Genomic DNA, 18,665 nt, shown 5'->3' on the forward strand with positions numbered 1-18,665 from the left:
GTTAGCGCAGGAGCTTGGCATACTGTTCGGGATCCCAGCAGGTGCCGGGCTTCACGTCATCCTTGGTCATCAGACGCGTCGGCGAATAGATCTGGGCCTTGAAGGCGCCCGGCTCCTGCTTGGCCTGCAGCAGGGTGCTGATCGCCGTGAAGATGTCGCGACCCATGCCTTCGGCATTGTAGTTGATCGCCGCGGAATAGGTGCCATCCGCCAGGCCGTCGCACATGCTCTGCGCACCGCCGCCCGAGGTCAGGAAATAGACCTGGCCTTGCTTGCCGGCCTGCTTGATCGCGGCGCCCGTGCCGATGCCCTGTCCGTCCCAGACGTCGATGACGCCGCAGAGATCCGGATGCTGCTGCAGTACGGTTTCGGTGATGGCGCGCGCCTTGCTGGCATCCCAATCAGCTGCCTGGCTGGAGACGACTTCAATCTCCGGATGATCCTTGAGCACATTCATGATGCCCTGCACCTGGTAATAGCTGACGCCGCCGGTGAGGACGCCCTGCACGATGGAAATCTTGCCCGACTTGCCGCTGTCCTTGCCGCAGGCCTTGATCATCAGATTCGCTTCCTGCTCGCCCATGGCAATAAAGTCGGGACCGACAAAGGCGTCGGTCTGCACCGCACCCTGCATGTTCACCTGAATGACGTAGATGCCTTCGGCATTGGCCTGTTTCAGGAGGCGCGCCAGCGATTGCAGATCGGGATTCTGGGTGACGATGACGTCGGGATGATCGGCGATCAGCGAGGTGAATGCCTGCGCCATCGCATCCGTGTTCCAGTTGGGATCCTGCACCGAGAAGTTCATGCCGTGCCGGTCGGCGCCGAGCTTGGTGACGCCGCCCCAGGCCTGCGCAAGATCGAAACCGGCCGAGATCGGCAGATAGGCGATCGTCTTGCCCTTCAGCGCATCCAGCGCCGGCTGGCGGAACGGATCATTCATATCGTCCGCCATGGCGGCGGCGGAACCGAGGAATGACGCGAACAAGGCCGTGGTGACAAAGCGCGCGAACTTGAAGCTACCCATTGCAACCTCCCAGTTGTTGATCGCCGGCTTATGCCGCGATCGAGATTTGGGGCTAGATATCCCCTTGTTGTCCTGTCTGCTCGTCACGCGGATTGACGACACTGTCGGTTATGATGGCGAGCAGCAGGATGAGACTCTTGATGACGTTTTGAACGGTGTATTGAATGTCCATGATCGTCATGCCATTGAGCAGCGTGCCGATGAGCAGCGTGCCGACGATGACGTTGCGAACCCCGCCCTTGCCGCCGCTGAGGCCGACGCCGCCCAGCACGACCACCAGGATGACGTCATAGATCATGTTGGAATTGACGATGCGCGTGTTCATCGCCTCGACCGAAGTCGCGGTGATGATGCCGGCAAGATAGGCGATGCCGCCGGCCAGCACATATTGGAAGACGAGCATGGGTCGGACCGCGATGCCGCCGATCCGGGCTGCCGCGAAATTGTCGCCCATCGCATAGATGAAGCGGCCGTGCTTCGTATAGCGCAGGAATCCGAAGGCAATGAGCGCCGTGGCTGCAGCAACGATGATCGGCATGGGGATGCTGAACAGCCCGCCCTGCCCAACGGCAGCGATCCAGCCGATATCGCGCGGCATGTAGACGACGTCGGTGCCGGTGATGAGATGGGCACGGCCGAAGCCATAGATGAAAGTCGCCATCGCCAGGGTGGCGAAGAGCGCCGGAATCTCGGCATAAGCCACCAGAATGCCGCTCGCCAACCCCATGCCGACGGCAAAGGCAAGACCGATGGCCATGGCGGGGCCAAGCGCCATGCCGGTATTGATCAGCTGGAACGTCCAGGCGACCGAGATCGCCATGTTTGCCACCAAGGAAAGGTCGATGCCGCGCCCCAGCACGACGATAACCATGGCCAGCCCAAGCACACCCAGCACGGCGACGCTGCGCAGCAGCGAGACGATGTTCTCCGGCGTCAGAAATCGATCGAGACTGAGGGAAAAGGTCACGAAAAGGATGATCGCCAGACTGAAGACGATCCGTTCCTGGTTGAATTTCCTGAGGCTGCCGCGGAGGTTCATTACGATCGCTTTCACTTGGCCGTCAGGCGCTCAGAAGGGTGCCGATGCAAGCACAAGGCGCCCTTTGACATCTCCCCGGCGAACACGATCAATGGCGTCATTGGCAAGCGCCCGATCGACCCGTTCGACCGGCAGCGGTTCTAGTCCGCCGGTCTTGGCCAGTTCGACCAGTTCACGCAATTCCTGCAGGCTACCGACGTAACTGCCGCGGATCGATTGAGCCTTCAACGGCAGCATCGGCAAGGACAAGGTGATATCACCGCCATAGAGGCCGACCAGAACCAGCGTTCCGCCCTTGTTGAGGACGTCGACGCCGACCCGCGCGGTATCCGTGCTGTTGACGAAATCGATGACGCCCATGACTGAACCGCCGGCTGCCTTGATGACATCGGCCGTGATATCCGTACCCTTGCCGCCGACGGCAGCGCTGGCCCCGGCCTGCAAGGCAATCTGCTGCTTGGCCTTGTCCTGATCGACCACGATGATGGCCTTATGCTTCAACGCCTTCAGAATCTTGATGGCGGCAATGCCGAGCCCGCCGCCGCCGATGAGGACGATCGGTTCGTCGGCCTCCAGCGGCATAACCTTGGCGATGGCGGAATAGGCGGTGACGCCGGAACAGGCGTAGGTCGCGGCCACGGCCGGGTCCACGCCGCCGAGATCGACCAGGAATTCGCTGCTCGGCACCATCACATGAGTTCCGTAGCCGCCGGCACGAAAGACGCCGATCGTGCGGGGTGTCAGGCAGATATGGCCATTGCCACTGCTGCAACGCTTGCAGGCACCGCAACCGATCCAAGGATAGACGATACGCTGGTCGCCGACGGCGACACCCTTGGCATCCGGCCCCAGCTTGGCGACGCGGCCGACGGTCTCATGCCCCAGAACCAGCGGCAACTTCACGCCGCGATCTTCCAGTGATAGACGCTTGCCACCACCCAGATTGTAGTAGCCATCCTGGAAATAGAGGTCCGAATGGCACACGCCGCAATGCGTCACCTCGACCAGGATTTCGCTGCCCTGCGGTTCAGGCGTGGGCGCACTGATCTCTTTGAGCGGCGCACCAATCTCGACGACGGCCCAACCCTGCATTCTCTTGAACTCCCCTGACATCGCCGTCCTTTTGGACTGACTTTTTGTTGCCGGCACGATAACACCGGGCCGGAATAGGAAAATGAACAGATTTGTTCTAAGGCACATAAGCCAAAATTATGGCTCTATGTGCAGGCGGGACGGCCGCAGACATGGTGGCGTACTGATGGTTGCGCCGGCGCCACTATCCGCACATCTAAATCACAGATAGAGCGAGGGCCGATTACTCTCGTCGGCAAGATTGGCGGCCCAGGCACCGTCCTGCACCAATTGACGCAATGTTTCCCAGGCAAGCTGCCCGATGGCGCGGACGGCCGCCGGTAAAGGTCGCTCAGTCGAATAAGCAAGAAACACCTTGCGTGTCAGCGGCGGTGCCGTCAGCGGCCAGCTGTTGAACATGCCTGCCTTCACTTCGCGCGCGATGGCCGTGCGCGGCAGGATGCCGAAGCCGCGGCCCCGCTGCACCAATTGCTTGATCTGCCCATAGGAATCGATCTCGATCGCCGGCCAGATCGGCGCATTGATGGAAAGGGCAGCCTCTTCAATGAGATCACGCAGGCCGTGCGCCGGGCCGGGAAGGATGAGATCTAGGTTTGCGGCTTCGGCCAATGTCACCGGATTGCCGGTCGCGACCTGACAAGTCTCAAGCTCGGTCGAGCCGAAAAGGCATAGTTCCTCGGTCAAGGCATGATGAATGGCAAGGCCGCCCGGGTTCGATGTGCTGTAGATCATGGCGAGATCGACCTCACCGCGCCGCAGCCAGTCCAGGATATACCCGCTCATCGCCTCGGCGATGCGGATACGCACGGTCGGATAGCGCGCCTGGGCGGCTTCGATCAGCGGCACGCTGAGCAACTCGCTGACTGTGCCGGGTATGCCGAAGCAGACTTCGCCGACGGGAGCGCTTTTCTCGCCGCGCACCGTATCGCGCAGTTCACCGAATTCGGTGAGGATCGCCTTGGCGCGCTGCAACAGCCGCTCCCCCGCTTCGGTTGGCAATACACCGCGCGTGCCCCGATGCAGCAAGGTCACGCCGAGCTCTTCCTCCATATGCCGCAAATGCTGGCTGAGGGCCGGTTGCGCCACGCGCAGCTGATTGGCCGCCTTGGAAAAAGAACCATGCTCCACGATCGCAACAAAATAGCGCAATTGGCGCAAATCCATTCAAGTCTCCTCGCCACAGCGCTGCCAGCCACACCACGATAACAACTGCATACATGCTTCTTTGCCCGATTCAAACCCCGGCATCATGGCTCGCCTCAAGTCTTCTGGCAAAATCAAGCAGGTAGGGCTGATCCGCTGCGAGAACGGTACGCCCGATCAAACGCGCCCAATAGAGTTCGCCGCCGAATGCCAAGCGCTCCCGCTGCAGAATATGCGTGTAAATATGGAGATCGCATTCATCCGCCATGCCGATCGCGCCATGCACCGCATGGGCAATCTCTGCGACACAGACCGCGGCCTCGCCAATGACGGTCTTGGCGACACCAATACGGGTTCGGTCGAGATCTATCACGCTGTTCCGCGCGCTGCAGGCAATTCCGGCAGCCGCCTCAGCGAGGGTCACTTGCTCAATCATGCGGCTGATCATCTGCTGAATAGCCTGAAAGGCGGCGATCGGCCGACCGAATTGCTGACGGTCTTTGGCATATTGGATGGTCATGTCGCGGATCCGACCCATCGCTCCAGCCATCTTAATGGCGCTTGCCAGGGCACCGAGCGCAAAACAGTCGATGCCGGGAGAGAGTCGCCCGCCCAGCGCCTGCGCATCGGCCGATCTCAGAAACATTCCGACATCATCTCTTGTGGCGAGCCAGTCCGGGCAATACCCGCAAGCCTGCCCCGGGCGCTCGATGGCGATTGAACCTGCCGGCGCCTTGCCACCCAGCGCTCCGCGCAGCAAGACCGTATCGCCAATGGGCGCCGGCACGCCATGATAGCCGGCAGCGCGTAGGAGAGGCAGGAGGGCAGAGAAAGCCTCGCCATCGACAGTCTCGCCGGTCAGCAGGTCAAGAAAGCCGGAAGATTCGACCTCTGCCCAAAGCGGATCCTTGATACCGCCTTGCAAGGCGCGCACCAGTGACGGCGTGTAGGCCGAAAACAATCGATCGGCGATGGCGGCCACAAGGTCGTGCATCAGCGCAGCCCCGCGTCACGCGCGATCATGCCGCGCAGGATCTCACGCGTGCCACCGCGCAGGGAAAAGGAGGGCGACATGCTTTGCATATAGGCTAGGGTCTGCAGGAGTGTGTGCGGCGCGGGTTCGTCGGGCGCTGATCCGATCACATTGGCGATTGCCTCGGGCAGCCATTGCTCAAAGCTGGTGCCGAGATCCTTGACGATCGCCGCATCGCCGAGCGGGCTTTCGCCCTGATCCAGCTTTGCCGTGACGGCGAGGGAAAGGGTTCGCAACGCCGCCAGCCGACTGGCGATCCGGCCCACAATCTGCTCGGCGTAAGCATCCGCACGGCTAACTGACCTTAGATGAGCCAGCCATTGATCCGCCAGAATCATGGAAGATAGGAACCGCTCTGGCCCGCTCCGCTCGAAGGCCAGTTCGGCATTGACCTGCTCCCAGCCGGCACCTTCCCGTCCGACCAACGCGTCATCCGGCAGGAGAACGTCGTCGAACAACACCTCGCTGAAATGATCGTCGCCGGCCAGGTCGCGAATGGGCCGGATGGAGATACCGGGGAGGCTGAGGTCGATCAGGAACTGCGACAGTCCCTTGTGTCGATCTTCGCGCGTACCGGCGGTACGGACGAGGGCCAGCATGACATGTGATCGATGCGCATTGGTTGTCCATATCTTGCGGCCATTGAGCCGCCATCCTTTATTCATGCGCTCGGCCCTTGTGCGCACGCTGGCGAGATCCGACCCGGTATCCGGCTCGCTCATGCCGATACAGGAGAAAAGCTCGCCCCGGCAAATTGGGGGAATGAATCGCCGTCGCTGTTCTTCCGTTCCGAAGCGCAGCAGGCAAGGTGCCGTCTGCCGATCTGCGATCCAATGGGCGATCACAGGAGCGCCGGCGATCAGCAACTCTTCGACCACGACGAAGCGGGCGAAGGCAGAGCGACCGCCGCCGCCATAGGTTTTTGGCAATGTAAGCCCGATATAGCCGCGGGCACCCAGCTCCCGGGTAAAGTCGGCGTCAAAACCCATCCAGGAGCGGGCACGCCGCGGCAGCGGAATTTCGGCAAGATACTCAGCCAGAAAGGCACGCAGGTCGGCGCGCAGCGCTTCATCCCGCGGCGGAATCTGTGGATTGGGGCCGTTGCCGGCCATGCTATTCGCGCCCCATCAGCAAGCGCGCGACTTCGTAGACCATTGCCAAGGTGCGGTGCTGATTGAAGATTTCGACCTTGGATTTCACCACCGCCCGGCCGCCTTTGGAGGTCGGGCGGACGTCTGTGATTTCGATGACGGCATCGATCGTATCGCCAACGCAGACCGGACTGGTCGCCTTCACGCTCATCTCGAGCATCGCGAGACCGGTCCCCTGCAAGAGGGTCTGGAATTGCATTCCTTCAATCAGCGCGCAGGTCAGTGCACCGGGAACCGGCCGACCGGCAATGGCCCCGCCGTCGTAATGCGCATCAATGAAAATTGCCTCGAGCATTCCGGTCGCCGATATGAAATTGACCAGATCGGCTTCCGTCACGGTCCGCTTGAGAGTTTGGAAGCGGTCGCCGATGGCAAGATCCTGCCAGAAATAGCCCGGCATCAGCAGCTTGGTGCTCATTCCTTATTCCTCGCGTCACGTTCCATGGCGATCACGCCCTTGGCGCCAAGGGCGTCGACCTCGTCCTTGCTGAGCCCAAGCAGACGCGTGAGGACGTCGGCCGTATCTTGAGCAAAACGCGGTGGCGCCTTGTCATGGACGGGTTGTGACCGTGAAAACTGCACCGGATAGCCGAAGGCACGAATCTTTGTGCCGTCATCCCGCGTCATCTCCTTGATGATTCCGCGCGCCTTTACCTGCGGATCGCGCGCCACCTCATTCAGCGTGTTTATCGGACCGCCCGGCACACCATGCGCCTCCATGGCGGCCAGCAGATCGGCACTCGAGCGGGAAGCGGTTGCCCGCCGCAGGCGGAGCTCAAGCTCGTCACGATGCAGCAAGCGCTTCGCATTGGACGTAAAGCGCGGATCGGCCGCGATGTCGGAGAGATCGAGCAATCGACAAAGGGCGAGGAATTGCGCGTCATTGCCGACGGCGATGACGATCGTGCCGTCGCCGGTCGGAAAGTCCCGGTAGGGCACGACATTCGGATGCGCGTTGCCGCGTCTTATCGGCACCTGCCCACCCAGCAGAAAATTGGCCCCCTGATTGGCCAGGACCGCAAGCTGGGAATCGAGGAGAGCGCAATCGATGAACTGCCCCAAACCAGTGCTGTGTCGATGATGCAACGCCGCCAATATCGCGTTTGCCGCATATATGCCGGTGAATAGGTCCGAGACCGGAATGCCGACCTTCAACGGGCCATCACCGGTTTCGCCGTCCGCACGTCCGGTGACGCTCATCAGGCCGCTCATTGCCTGGATCAGAAAGTCATAGCCCCCGCGCCGGGCATAGGGGCCGGTCTGGCCGAAGCCTGTGATGGAGCAATAGATCAGGCGCGGGTTGACCGCCTGCATGGCGGCATAGTGCAGGCCATACTTCGCGAGCGTGCCGCATTTGAAATTCTCGACCAGAATATCGGCCCGCTTGGCCAGGTCGGCCACCAGGGCAGCGCCTTCCGGAGTCGAGAAATCTATGGCAATGGCCGACTTGTTACGGTTGGCGCAGAGGTAATAGGCGGCGTCGCTGTCGTCTCGCCCATCCTGCAGGAAGGGTGGGCCCCAGAGGCGCGTATCATCGCCGCCGTCCGGTCGCTCTACTTTGATAACGGTGGCGCCAAGATCGCCCAGCATCTGCGTGGCCCAGGGACCAGCCAATACCCGGCTGAGGTCGAGGACCGTAATGCCGGCCAACGGTGCTGCTGTATCTCCCAAATTCGCCCCCTGACGGCCGAGCACCGCGTCGCACTTGTTTACTTCATCTAGTGAAGTTATAGTTCATTATTTGAAGATCGAGGTAACACCAGCCGCCCAAGACTGTCAATCTCGGGCGGTCGATGGTGATGTGGGGCGCGAGCAAAAGGAAACGAGGACGATGACGTCATTCAGGCCGGTGACGGCGGTTCTCAGGGCTTTCGACATACTTGGAATCGTCAATCGACTGGAGCAGCCGACTTTCGCCCGCATTCACAAGACATCCGGCCTAAGTTCGGCCACGGTCGTCCGCATGCTGGAAACACTTGAGCATGCCGGCATGATCGTGAAAGACGAAAGCCGCGCGTTCTATCTGCCGACCAGCCGGACACTTGAACTCAGCCGGGGCTATGATCAGCGCAGATCCCTTGCCATGGCAGCAACACCCATTCTTGCGACGCTGCAACGGCAGGTGGTCTGGCCATCTGATCTTGCCATCTACGACAATGACGGCATGGTGGTGGTTGAGACCAGCCGCGGCAATGGCCGCCTGTCCTTCAATCGCCGCAGCGGCTTCCGCGCGCCGCTGCTCGGCACCTCACTCGGCACGGTCTATCTCGCCTTCATCGATCCCGCCAAGCGCGCCGAGATCCTTGCCCGGCTAAGCGATCAGCCGGAATCTTGGAACGATCTGGCGCGCGACCCGAAATCGGCCGATTCCTACTTTCGGAACGTTGCCAGGCGCGGATATGGCAGCATGCATCCCGATTATTGCCGCAGCGCCTATGACGGCATGGTGTCGGCGATTGCCGTGCCCGTGCGCGCTGGCAACGAACCGATCGCTGCGCTCAACATCTCCTTCTTCCTTGAAGCCGTATCGGAAAAAGAAGCGGTGAAGCGCTATCTGGCACCCTTGCAGGCAGCCGCCGACGCGATTGCCGTCGCGACCGGATGCTGAGCCGCACCATGGCGCTCCGCCCTATGCCGGCAAGGTATCCGCCAGTTGCGCAGAAGCGCGGCGCAGGATGGGCAAACACTCGACCGCTCTGGCGAGACTGAAGCGAGCGCTGGGCGCGTGACAGGCCAGGGCCGCCAGGACTTCGCCTCTTGAATCACTGACGGGAACGGCGATCGCGACCAGGCCGAGCAGAAACTCCTCGCGATCAAGGCTGTACCCCTGCCGGCGAATACTCGCCAACTCAGCGGCAAAAGCCGACGGGCTGGTGATCGTCCCCGGCGTGAAAGGCGAGAAATCGATGGCTCGCAATATCCGCGCCCGGCGCGGTTCCGGAAGGTAGGCCAGCAGCAGCTTGCCGCTCGCCGTACAATGCAAGGGCACGCGCGAACCGGGTTCGAGGTGGAGGCGCAGTGGCCAGCGCGCCTCGACGCGGTCGAGATAAATGACCTCGTCACCAGCCAGGGCTGTGAAATTGCAGGTCTCGCCGATCTCGTCGACGACGCTTTTCAGAATGGCGCGACGTTCCGGCCCTGCCCCGCCCCGCTGTACGGCTAGCCCGACCCGCATCAGCCGCGGCCCGACACCGTAATGATGCCCGCCAGGTTCGCGCGCCAGATAGCCGGTCCCGGCGAGACGCTGGCAAAGTCGGTGCACCGTGGGCTTGGGCAGATCTAGCAGGCCGCACAGTTCTGCGACGGTCAGCGCCCGGCCGGCCATGGCGACCGCCTCGATCAGATCCAGGCCGCGGTCCACGGCAGAACCACCTTCGCGCATTTCAGGTGTCTTCTCGACCACGCATCTCCCCCGGTCCTTATTGATATTTTCCCGCAGGATAGCCCTGCCGACCAGTTTTGTCGCTGCTAGCGCAATAAAATCTCATTTATTGAGACAATTTGTCTCATTTTATGTTGACACGGCTTAGGATCTTCTTCAGCGTTTTAGGTCAGGGGAGAAGACACCGCCATGAGTGTCGCGAACGAAGTCGATTTCATCGTCGTCGGGGCCGGATCGGCCGGATGCGTGCTGGCCAATCGCCTGTCGCAGAACGGGCGGCACACGGTCGCCTTGCTGGAAGCCGGTCCGCCGGATCGAAACTTCTGGATCCATTTGCCGATCGGTTACGGCAAGACGATGTGGGACCCCCGGGTAAATTGGCAGTTCTATACGGAACCCGAGCAGACCATGGCCGGCCGGCGCATCTACTGGCCGCGCGGGCGTGTGCTCGGCGGTTCGTCTTCCATCAATGGCTTGATCGTCGTCCGCGGGCAACGCGAAGACTACGCACATTGGGAAAGCCTGGGCAATCCGGGCTGGGGATGGGATGGCGTCCTGCCCTACTTCCGGAGGCTCGAAACAAACCCGACATTCCCAAATGACCCGCTGCATGGGCAGGACGGGCCCCTGCATGTGAGCGGCATAAAGCAGAAGCATGAAATCGTCGAAGCCGTCATAGATGCCGCCGGCCAATGCGGCGTGCCGCGCACTGCGGATTTCAACGGCGCGCGTCAGGAAGGTGTGGGCTACTACCAACTCACCACCCGCAATGGCTGGCGCATGAGCAGCGCCGTGGCTTATCTGCGGCCGGCGCGCAATCGTCACAATCTATCTATTCACTGCAATGCCCAGGCGACTCGCATTCTTTTCGACGGCCGGCGTGCGAATGGTGTCGAATATATCTCGCAAGGCCGGCGGCATTCGCTTCGGGCGCGACGCGGTGTTGTCCTGTCGGCGGGCGCTGTGCAATCGCCGCAGCTACTCATGCTCTCCGGAATCGGCCCGGCCGGGCAGCTTTCAGGGCTCGGCTTACCCGTGCTGGCGGATCTGCCGGGTGTCGGCGGCAACCTTCAGGACCATCTGCAGATCCGCCTTATCTATCGGCTGAAACGGCCGATATCCACCAACGATGCCTTGCGATCCCTCGGCGGGCGTATGCGTATCGGGCTGGAATGGCTTCTCCATCGTAGCGGTCCTTTGGCCATCGGCATCAATCAGTGCGGCCTGTTCACGCGGGTGCTGCCGGAATCGCACACGCCCGACATCCAGTTCCATATTGCGACCCTGTCGGCGGACATGGCGGGCGGCAAGGTTCACGACTTTCCCGGCATCACATTGTCGGTATGCCAGCTGCGCCCGCAAAGCACCGGCACAATTGCACTTGCCTCTGCCGATCCGCTGCAGCCCCCACGCATCTTGGCAAACTATCTGACCGCGGCAGACGACCAGCGCTGCGCCGTCGCCGCGATGAAGTTTGCACGCCGGCTGTCCGGCACGGCACCGCTTTCGGATTACATTGCAGAGGAAGTCCTGCCGGGCTCGCCCCGCGCGACCGATGGCGACCTGCTGGACTTCGCCCGCAATCATGGCGCCACTATTTTCCATCCGGCCGGCACATGCCGCATGGGCCCTGCCGGGGACGCGATGACGGTCGTCGACCCGCGGCTGCGGGTCAAAGGCATCCCCAATCTGTGGATCGCCGACTGCTCGATCATGCCGACCCTTGTTTCAGGCAACACGAACATTCCCACGATCATGATCGCCGAAAAGGCTGCCGATCTCATTCAAGAGGATATCGACCAAGACGCCATCAAACAATGAAACGTATGGGAGGGGAACATGCAGACCAATGAACCGACACCCGGCCAATTGAGGCGGGTGGTATTTGCTAGCGTCATCGGCGCCACCATCGAATGGTACGATTTCTTTCTGTACGGCATTGTCGCCGGCATCGTTTTCAACAAGCTGTTCTTTCCGGCCGACGATCCCGTCGTTTCGACCTTGCTCGCCTACACGACCTTCGCCATCGGCTTTGTTGCACGCCCGCTCGGCGGCGTCATTTTCGGTCATTTTGGCGACCGGATCGGACGCAAGAACATGCTTGTCATGACGCTCATGATCATGGGCGTCGCCACGGTCCTCATCGGCCTGCTGCCGACCTATGAACAGATCGGCGTCGCGGCACCCATCCTGCTTCTGCTGTTGCGCATTGCCCAGGGCATCGGCATCGGCGGCGAATGGGGCGGCGCCGTTCTCATGGCCTATGAATATGCACCGGCGCATAAACGGGGCTTCTACGCGAGCCTGCCGCAAATTGGCCTGGCGATCGGCCTCTGCCTGTCTTCAGGGGTGACGGCCATCGCCTCCTTGCTGCCCGACGAGCAATTCATGTCCTGGGGCTGGCGCGTGGCCTTCCTGGCCAGTGTTCTGCTGGTTGCCGTCGGCCTCTATATCCGCCTGAAGATCATGGAGACCCCCGAATTCACCAAGGTCAAAGCCAGCCAGACGGAAGCAAAAATTCCGTTTCTTGAACTCATCCGCGACTATCCGAAGAACATCCTGCTGGGCATGGGTGCGCGCTATATCGACGGTGTGTTCTTTAACGTCTTTGCGGTCTTCTCGATCGTCTATCTGTCGAAATATGTCGAGGTGCCCCGCACGACGGCCTTGTGGCTGGTGACGAGTGCGGCTTTCGTCATGATCATCGCCATACCCATCTTCGGCCGCTTGTCGGATCATTGGGGACGGCCGAAGACCTATGCGATCGGCGCCCTGCTGCTGGCGATCAGCACCTTCCCGGCCTTCTGGATGATGAGCACGGGTGAGCCGGTCATCATCGGCCTGGCGCTGGTGATACCCTTGGGCATCATCTACGCCATGTGCTATGCGCCCGAGGCAGCTCTCTTTTCGGATCTCTTCGATGCGCGCGTGCGCTACACGGGCATTTCCTTCGTCTATCAATTCTCAGGAATCTTCGCGAGTGGTATTACGCCGATCATCGCGACCTACCTGATCACGGCCAAAGAAGGCAGTCCCGACTATCTCTGTGCCTATGTCGTCTTCGCCGCCCTGGTCAGCATGTTCTCGGCCATGGCAATCAAGAAGCCGTCGCGCGGATAGACCTCTGCCGGGAATTTCGCTGGTGGCCACTTCAAGGTGGCCACCAGCAGGCTCCTTCTGCAGCATTAGACCGATTTGCCCAATAGTCCGCGTGCGGTATCGACGAGAATCCACCACGCGCCGGCCAGAATGGCCGTATCCTTCAGTACCAATCGCCCTGCCCCGGACAAAAAAGGAATTCCATGCTGCGTGTCACCTAAAGCCGGCACCCAGGCCTCTGGTGTCGTCACAAGAAATGACAGGGTTACTAAGGGCGTCGCGAATGCGAACAGCGCGCCCAAGAAACCGAGCTTCCGCGACACGAGGCCGGACAACACGAGCCCGCCGATGACGAGTTCCACCGCACCAAGGCCGTTAGAAAAGCCGTAAGTGTTATTTGCCGTCTGCCAAGCGCGCTGCTCCGGTTTGAGCTCGCCTTCGCGCGTGAGGTGAGCCTTGTATTCAGTCGGATGTGCATAGAAAAACGACATCAGAGGGCTGTTGGCCACAAAGGGCGTGATGCTGTCGGCTTCGTAGGGTACGAATTTAAGGGCGCCAATCCACAGAAAGATCAGTGCGATAGCGATTTTCATGGCTCCCACGCCGACCCGGCCAGAGGCCGGATCGGCAATCAGCGTGAGAGCGCGGTGAGTCAGGTTCCTCATGACGATCTCCATATATCTCGATCACGCTTCGCTCGCGGCAGCGAATGCATCGAGAGTCCGCGTCGAGTAGACAATGGCCGCTCCTGCATTGATAGTGACGGCCACAGAGAGCGCTTCGCTGATTTCCTCTTTGGTAGCGCCGAGCTTTCGCGCTTCTTCGCTATGAACGGTGATACACCCATCGCAACGAAGACTGATGGCGACAGCCAAGGCGATCAGCTCCCGGGTCTTGGCATCGAGATGGCCGGTCTTGGCGCCCGCTCCGCTAAGGGTCATATAGCCCTTGACGGTATCGGGGCTGAGCTTGCTGATCTCGCCCACACCAGCAAAGATCTGCTTTCGATAGGTGTTCCAGTCGAGCATTGACATGATGTTGTCTCCGGTTGGTTGGATCAGCTCATTGCTGATATACCGGATTTGGAACGCGCACTGCCCTTCGTTGATGCCCGTCCGGCGCAATGCTATAACCGAACGGATCATTTTTGGGATCTGCCTTGGGGAGAACGGTTTCGTGGATGCGCTGAGCGGCTTGGCTCCTTTGCTGCGTGTACGGCCGGAGCTTCAGGAGTTTTGCCGTTTCGGCGGATCATGGCAGTCGTCGCACGCGCCGACAGCAGGCAATACGGCTCAGTTTCATATCGTGACCCGCGGGGGATGCGTCATCGACCTTGCCGGCCAGAAATCTCTGCCTTTGCGTGCCGGCAACATCCTGTTGCTGCCTCATGGCGACAGGCATGTCGTGCGGGCCCGCAAGCAAGGATCGTCGCTCAGCCAAATCTCGACCAGCTTTCAGAATACCGTTCGGTTGAAGGAAACGGCCGGCGAGACGGTCGATACGGAACTCGTCTGCGGCCTGCTTCACTTCGAGAATACTTCAAGAAATATGATTTTGGCGACCCTGCCGGAAACGATCGTCATAAATCTTGAGGCGAAATCTGCACTGCCCTTTCTTCATGAGATGGTATGCGCCATTCGCGATGAGCTTGACGCCGGGCGCCCCGGTCCCCTGGCCATAGCCAGCGATCTTGCCAGCGCCTTGTTCACTATGCTGCTGCGCAATCACATCGAGGGACAACCGTCGGCACAGGGTATGCTCGCCCTCTTGAGCCAGCCGACGACAGGGCGCGTGGTCAGCGCCCTGATCCAGGACCCAATGGCGGAGTGGACGTTGGACAGTCTGGCAGCGCATGGCGGCACGTCGAGGGCCACCCTGGTCCGTGCCTTTCGGCGCAACGGGGGAATGGCGCCGCTTGAATTCCTGACCGAGCTGCGTCTCGGGCTGGCCGCAAAAAAGCTTCGCAACACCACGGAGCCCATCGCCCGCATCGCGGCCGGCATCGGCTACCAGTCCGAAGGCGCCTTCAGCCGGGCCTTTCTTCGGCAATTCGGGGTACGACCAGGACAATTGCGCGCCGACCCCGCACACAAGACAACTTGACCAATCACGGTCGACCGATCCCTCGAAATTGACCTGCGAAACTGTTCGTCCATTTCCACATTGTGCGAATCCGCGAGTACGAGAGAACCAAAAATGGCTCGCACATATTCATAACGCAGCCGATGGGCGCACTTGGGTTAGACAGATTGGACGCAGAGTGATCGGCTGACCGGATCTCGCAATATCATTCTTCTCTGAACGTACGCGCCAATTGGTCTGTGAGCGGCTTCAGAAAATAGCTCAGGACAGAGCGCTGGCCTGTTTGCACATAGACTTCGGCCGGCATGCCGGGCACGAGGCGATCGCGTAAGTCGGCGGGCAAAGCGTCGCGGTCGAACTGCAGGCGGGCAAGATAGAAACTGGCCCCCGTCTTCTGGTCGACCGTGGCATCTGCAGAGAGACTGTAGATCTTGCCGACCAGCTCGGGCGTCGTCTTCTGGCTGAATGAACTGAAACGCACGAAGGCTTCGCGCCCCAATCCGACCTGGTCGATATGCTGAGGGTCGATCCGCGCCTCGACAATGAGACGGTCTTCCTCAGGTACGATCAGCATCATGGTTTCGCCCGGATTGACGACACCGCCGATCGTGTGCACGGCCAATTCCTGTACGAAGCCAGCCCGGGGCGCCAGCACGTCGATATGGCGCAGCTGGTCTTCGGCAGCGACATGGCGTTCCGCCAGTTCGGACAGTTTGGCAGACACATCGCGCAGTTCACTCAGGGTTTCCGCCAGCATGTCGGCATCGATCTGCGTCATCTGCATCTCGATTTCGGCGATTTTGTTTCTGGACTGCGCGATCGAGGCGGTCAATTCGCCGCCTTCGCCATTGAGGCGTTCAGCGTCCCGCTCCAGCGCCATGACGCGGGTCAATGGCACCAGCTTCTTGGTCGCCAGCTGCTGCACGCCGACGAGCTCCTGGCTGATCAGTTGCAATTGCGCATCGCGTGATGCGGACTGAGCCGTCAATCCCTTCATTTCCTGGCGGATCTGAGCCACTTGCTCCCTGAGCTGCTTCTGTTTCTGGGCCCGTAAATCGCGTTGGGCAGCCAGCAGAATCTGCTCGGCGTGCAGAGCGACATCGAACTTCGGGCGATCTCCCGGGACCGAGAATCCGTCCGGAAGAGCTATCTCTGCCATGCGGTCCCGCATCGCTTCCAATCGCAGGCGGCGGGCAGTCAACTCGATGATCTGGTTGCGGATAACCTCCAGATTGGCGCGCGGCAAGGTATCGTCCATGCGCAACAAGATCTGTCCGGCGGCAACCCTGTCGCCTTCGCGCACCAGCAATGCCGCCACAACGCCGCCTTCGCGGTGTTGAACCTTCTTGGTGTTGGATTCCACCACCACTTGCCCGGCCGCGACGACAGCGCCGGCAATGTCGCTGGCAACCGCCCAGCCGCCGATGACGCCAAACAGCAGGCAGATCAGCGCGACGCCAGCGATCACGTGACGGCGAATAGCCCATGGGTCATCCGAGCTGGCCTTTCGCGTGGCTTGGGTGGATTGGTCCATCATGGTTGCTACTCCGCCGCCTGCACGGCTTTGGCCTTGCCGGGAACGGGCTGCGCCAACACTTGGCGCAGGACCTCGTCTTTCGGGCCGAATGCCTGCCCACGACCGTCAACGAGGGTCAGGACGAGAGAGACTTCGGCCAAGGCGCTCGGCCTGTGAGCGATGACGATGACAATGCCCCCGCGCCGACGTACCGACGCGACGGCGCGGCTCAAGGCCTCATCGCCAGCGGTATCGAGGTTGGAATTCGGTTCGTCCATGACCACCAGGAAGGGGTCGCGAAAGAGAGCCCTTGCAAGTGCGATACGTTGCCGTTGACCGGCAGAAAGACGCTGGCCTCCGTCCCCTACCTGGGTGTCGAAGCCCTGGGGCAGCCGGCGAACGAGATCATCGACGCCGGCCAGCTCGGCCGCCCGCAACACCTCCTCGGAACTGGCCGTGGGGTCGAACCGGGCGATGTTCTGGGCGACCGTGCCGGCCAGCAATTCGATCTGCTGGGGCAGGTAACCCAGGAATCGCCCGGCCTGCGCCCGCGTCCATTGGTCGAGGGTGGCGCCATCCAGTCGGATCGTCCCGCGCGCCGGCGCCCACATGCCGATGAGGGCGCGCGCCAGCGTCGACTTTCCGGATCCGCTCGGCCCAATGATGCCGAGCCCGTCGCCTGCCGCGAGAGCGAAGCCGATATCGCGCAGAATTGGCTCAGCAACGCCCTCTGCCGTCACCGTCAGCTTGTCGATTTCCAGGCGTTGGGTAGGGGTCGGCAGAGCTACCATGGCTGCAGGTGCGGGTGCCTTGAGGTCATTCTGCAGCCGACGATAGCTCTGTCGGGCGCCGATGAAGCCTTTCCAGTTCGCGATCGCCAATTCGACCGGCGCCAGGGCACGCCCGAGCAGAATGGACGAGGCGATCATCACGCCGCCGGTCACCTCGCCCACGATGACGAGATAGGCCCCCAGCGCCAGGACGAGAGATTGCAGGGACATGCGGGCAAATCGCGACAGCGAGGCAAAGAGCGACGTCACGTCACTGCTGGACAATTGGGCGACCGCCGCCTCCTGGGCGACGCCATGCCAACGTTGCAGCAGGTGAGCCGCCATACCGAGCGGCAGCACCGCTTCCGCATTGCGCCGCGCCGCCTCCGCCAGCTGAGTTGCCTCGTTGCTCTTGAGTGTTGCATGGCGCTGGTGCTCAGCGCTGAAGCGGTCGGTCAGATATGTCAGCATCGACAAAGTCACGATGCCGGCGAGCCCGATATAGCCAAGCCAGGCATGCAGCCCGAACAGCAATGCGGCATAGAGCGGCATCCAGGGCAGGTCGAACAGCGCCGATGGGCCGCCGCTCGAGAGAAAGCCGCGCAATTGTTCGATGTCGCGAAAGGGCGAGTGGGATGATGCCTTGGCACCGCCCGGCATCCCTCGTTCGACATAGGCATCGAAGGCACACGCGCTGAGCCGGCTGTCGATCGAACGGCCGATCCTTGCGAAGATGCGGGATCGCAGCATCTCCAAAGCACCTTGAAAGCAGTAAAGTATGACGATCAAGATGACGAGTGCCAACAGCGTGGGCACGCTGCGACTGGCGAGCACCCTGTCATAGACCTGGAGCATGAAAAGAGAGCCGCTCAACATCAAGACATTGATGGCGCCACTGAAGCCCGCAGTGGCCAGAAATGCACCGCGGGCCGAAGAGAGTGCCGCCGCGGCTGGTGACCGCGGCGGCTTGGTGTTGCTTGTCATGCGTTAAACAAAGCGGAAATCGCTCTCATGAAGATGCGTGAGGACGACATCTTTGATAACGACGCTGTTGTCATTGTCGAGAGTGATGACGACATCATCTCCATCTTGCTCGCTGGCGGCGAGCACGGCAGAGAAATTGGCGAACAGCGAGTGGTCAAACTCGATATGATCGCCGCTGAACCCGCAGGTGCGGAAATCCTCGATCGTGTCATGGCCGAAATTCGCCTTGAATACGAAGACATCCTTGCCGGCACCACCGGTCAATATGTCGTCGCCAAGGCCGCCATCGACCCGATCCTGGCCGGCATCGCCGCGGATGATGTCGTCACCGGCACCGCCCGCGATGA

The 18,665-nt window shown here is 61.1% G+C and carries 18 protein-coding genes; 4 read left to right on the top strand and 14 right to left on the bottom strand.

Annotation, left to right across the window (positions count from 1 at the left end; translation table 11 throughout):
• Position 1 precedes the first annotated feature (1 nt).
• The 8 genes from ACE3OO_RS19440 to ACE3OO_RS19475 all read right to left on the bottom strand — a co-directional run bounded on the left by ACE3OO_RS19440 (position 2) and on the right by ACE3OO_RS19475 (position 8,135).
• Positions 2-1,027, bottom strand: coding sequence for a sugar ABC transporter substrate-binding protein (locus ACE3OO_RS19440; protein ID WP_374305573.1), 1,026 nt, complete (start codon positions 1,025-1,027; stop codon positions 2-4).
• 52 nt (positions 1,028-1,079) lie between these two features.
• The gene (locus ACE3OO_RS19445) at positions 1,080-2,066 is read right to left on the bottom strand and encodes an ABC transporter permease (RefSeq protein WP_374305575.1); all 987 of its coding nucleotides are present in this window, start codon (positions 2,064-2,066) and stop codon (positions 1,080-1,082) included.
• 30 nt (positions 2,067-2,096) lie between these two features.
• Positions 2,097-3,158 carry an alcohol dehydrogenase gene (locus tag ACE3OO_RS19450; protein ID WP_374305577.1) on the bottom strand — a complete coding sequence of 354 codons (1,062 nt, stop codon included), beginning with the start codon at positions 3,156-3,158 and terminating at the stop codon, positions 2,097-2,099.
• Between the two features lie 201 nt (positions 3,159-3,359).
• Positions 3,360-4,322: a LysR family transcriptional regulator gene (locus tag ACE3OO_RS19455; protein WP_374305579.1), complete on the bottom strand. Its 963-nt coding sequence runs from the start codon at positions 4,320-4,322 to the stop codon at positions 3,360-3,362.
• A gap of 70 nt (positions 4,323-4,392) precedes the next feature.
• Complete coding sequence (locus tag ACE3OO_RS19460) at positions 4,393-5,295, bottom strand: acyl-CoA dehydrogenase family protein (protein ID WP_374305581.1); 903 nt, start codon at positions 5,293-5,295, stop codon at positions 4,393-4,395.
• Positions 5,295-6,446 carry an acyl-CoA dehydrogenase family protein gene (locus ACE3OO_RS19465; RefSeq protein ID WP_374305583.1) on the bottom strand — a complete coding sequence of 384 codons (1,152 nt, stop codon included), beginning with the start codon at positions 6,444-6,446 and terminating at the stop codon, positions 5,295-5,297. Before ACE3OO_RS19465 ends, ACE3OO_RS19460 begins: the two co-directional genes overlap by 1 nt.
• Position 6,447: 1 nt before the next feature.
• Positions 6,448-6,903: a MaoC family dehydratase gene (locus ACE3OO_RS19470; RefSeq protein ID WP_374305585.1), complete on the bottom strand. Its 456-nt coding sequence runs from the start codon at positions 6,901-6,903 to the stop codon at positions 6,448-6,450.
• Positions 6,900-8,135: a CaiB/BaiF CoA transferase family protein gene (locus ACE3OO_RS19475; protein WP_374305587.1), complete on the bottom strand. Its 1,236-nt coding sequence runs from the start codon at positions 8,133-8,135 to the stop codon at positions 6,900-6,902. The genes ACE3OO_RS19470 and ACE3OO_RS19475 overlap by 4 nt, the downstream gene beginning before the upstream one ends.
• Positions 8,136-8,226: 91 nt before the next feature.
• Here ACE3OO_RS19475 and ACE3OO_RS19480 point away from each other — a divergent pair, with 91 nt between their 5' ends.
• Positions 8,227-9,093 (top strand): helix-turn-helix domain-containing protein, encoded by an 867-nt coding sequence (locus tag ACE3OO_RS19480; RefSeq protein WP_374305589.1) that lies wholly within the window; start codon positions 8,227-8,229, stop codon positions 9,091-9,093.
• A gap of 21 nt (positions 9,094-9,114) precedes the next feature.
• On the opposite strand, the gene ACE3OO_RS19485 is transcribed toward ACE3OO_RS19480, so the two are convergent.
• Positions 9,115-9,888 (bottom strand): IclR family transcriptional regulator, encoded by a 774-nt coding sequence (locus tag ACE3OO_RS19485; protein WP_374305591.1) that lies wholly within the window; start codon positions 9,886-9,888, stop codon positions 9,115-9,117.
• A gap of 168 nt (positions 9,889-10,056) precedes the next feature.
• On the opposite strand from ACE3OO_RS19485, the gene ACE3OO_RS19490 reads away from it, so the two are divergent.
• On the top strand, positions 10,057-11,688 hold the full coding sequence (locus tag ACE3OO_RS19490; protein ID WP_374305593.1) for a GMC family oxidoreductase: 1,632 nt from the start codon (positions 10,057-10,059) through the stop codon (positions 11,686-11,688).
• An 18-nt stretch (positions 11,689-11,706) separates the two neighbouring features.
• Positions 11,707-12,987, top strand: a complete 1,281-nt coding sequence (locus ACE3OO_RS19495) for an MFS transporter (RefSeq protein ID WP_374305595.1) — start codon at positions 11,707-11,709, stop codon at positions 12,985-12,987.
• A gap of 65 nt (positions 12,988-13,052) precedes the next feature.
• Here ACE3OO_RS19495 and rclC read toward each other — a convergent pair whose 3' ends face one another.
• Together rclC and ACE3OO_RS19505 are read right to left on the bottom strand one after the other, a co-directional pair.
• A complete protein-coding gene (rclC, locus tag ACE3OO_RS19500) occupies positions 13,053-13,631 on the bottom strand; it encodes a reactive chlorine resistance membrane protein RclC (protein WP_374305597.1) in 579 nt (192 codons plus the stop codon).
• A gap of 21 nt (positions 13,632-13,652) precedes the next feature.
• Complete coding sequence (locus ACE3OO_RS19505; protein ID WP_374305609.1) at positions 13,653-13,994, bottom strand: carboxymuconolactone decarboxylase family protein; 342 nt, start codon at positions 13,992-13,994, stop codon at positions 13,653-13,655.
• Between the two features lie 148 nt (positions 13,995-14,142).
• Between ACE3OO_RS19505 and ACE3OO_RS19510 the strand changes: the two genes are divergently transcribed.
• Positions 14,143-15,069, top strand: coding sequence for an AraC family transcriptional regulator (locus ACE3OO_RS19510; RefSeq protein WP_374305599.1), 927 nt, complete (start codon positions 14,143-14,145; stop codon positions 15,067-15,069).
• 184 nt (positions 15,070-15,253) lie between these two features.
• Here ACE3OO_RS19510 and ACE3OO_RS19515 read toward each other — a convergent pair whose 3' ends face one another.
• The 3 genes from ACE3OO_RS19515 to ACE3OO_RS19525 are packed head-to-tail and all read right to left on the bottom strand — an operon-like array spanning position 15,254 to position 18,663.
• Positions 15,254-16,585: an HlyD family type I secretion periplasmic adaptor subunit gene (locus ACE3OO_RS19515; protein WP_374305601.1), complete on the bottom strand. Its 1,332-nt coding sequence runs from the start codon at positions 16,583-16,585 to the stop codon at positions 15,254-15,256.
• Between the two features lie 5 nt (positions 16,586-16,590).
• Entirely contained in the window at positions 16,591-18,318 is a 1,728-nt protein-coding gene (locus tag ACE3OO_RS19520) for a type I secretion system permease/ATPase (RefSeq protein ID WP_374305603.1), read from the bottom strand.
• 3 nt (positions 18,319-18,321) lie between these two features.
• Positions 18,322-18,663, bottom strand: a complete 342-nt coding sequence (locus ACE3OO_RS19525; RefSeq protein WP_374305605.1) for a hypothetical protein — start codon at positions 18,661-18,663, stop codon at positions 18,322-18,324.
• Between the last annotated feature and the right edge of the window lie 2 nt (positions 18,664-18,665).

The organism is Ferrovibrio sp. (genome assembly GCF_041906005.1).
In the GTDB taxonomy this organism is placed as follows: domain Bacteria; phylum Pseudomonadota; class Alphaproteobacteria; order Ferrovibrionales; family Ferrovibrionaceae; genus Ferrovibrio.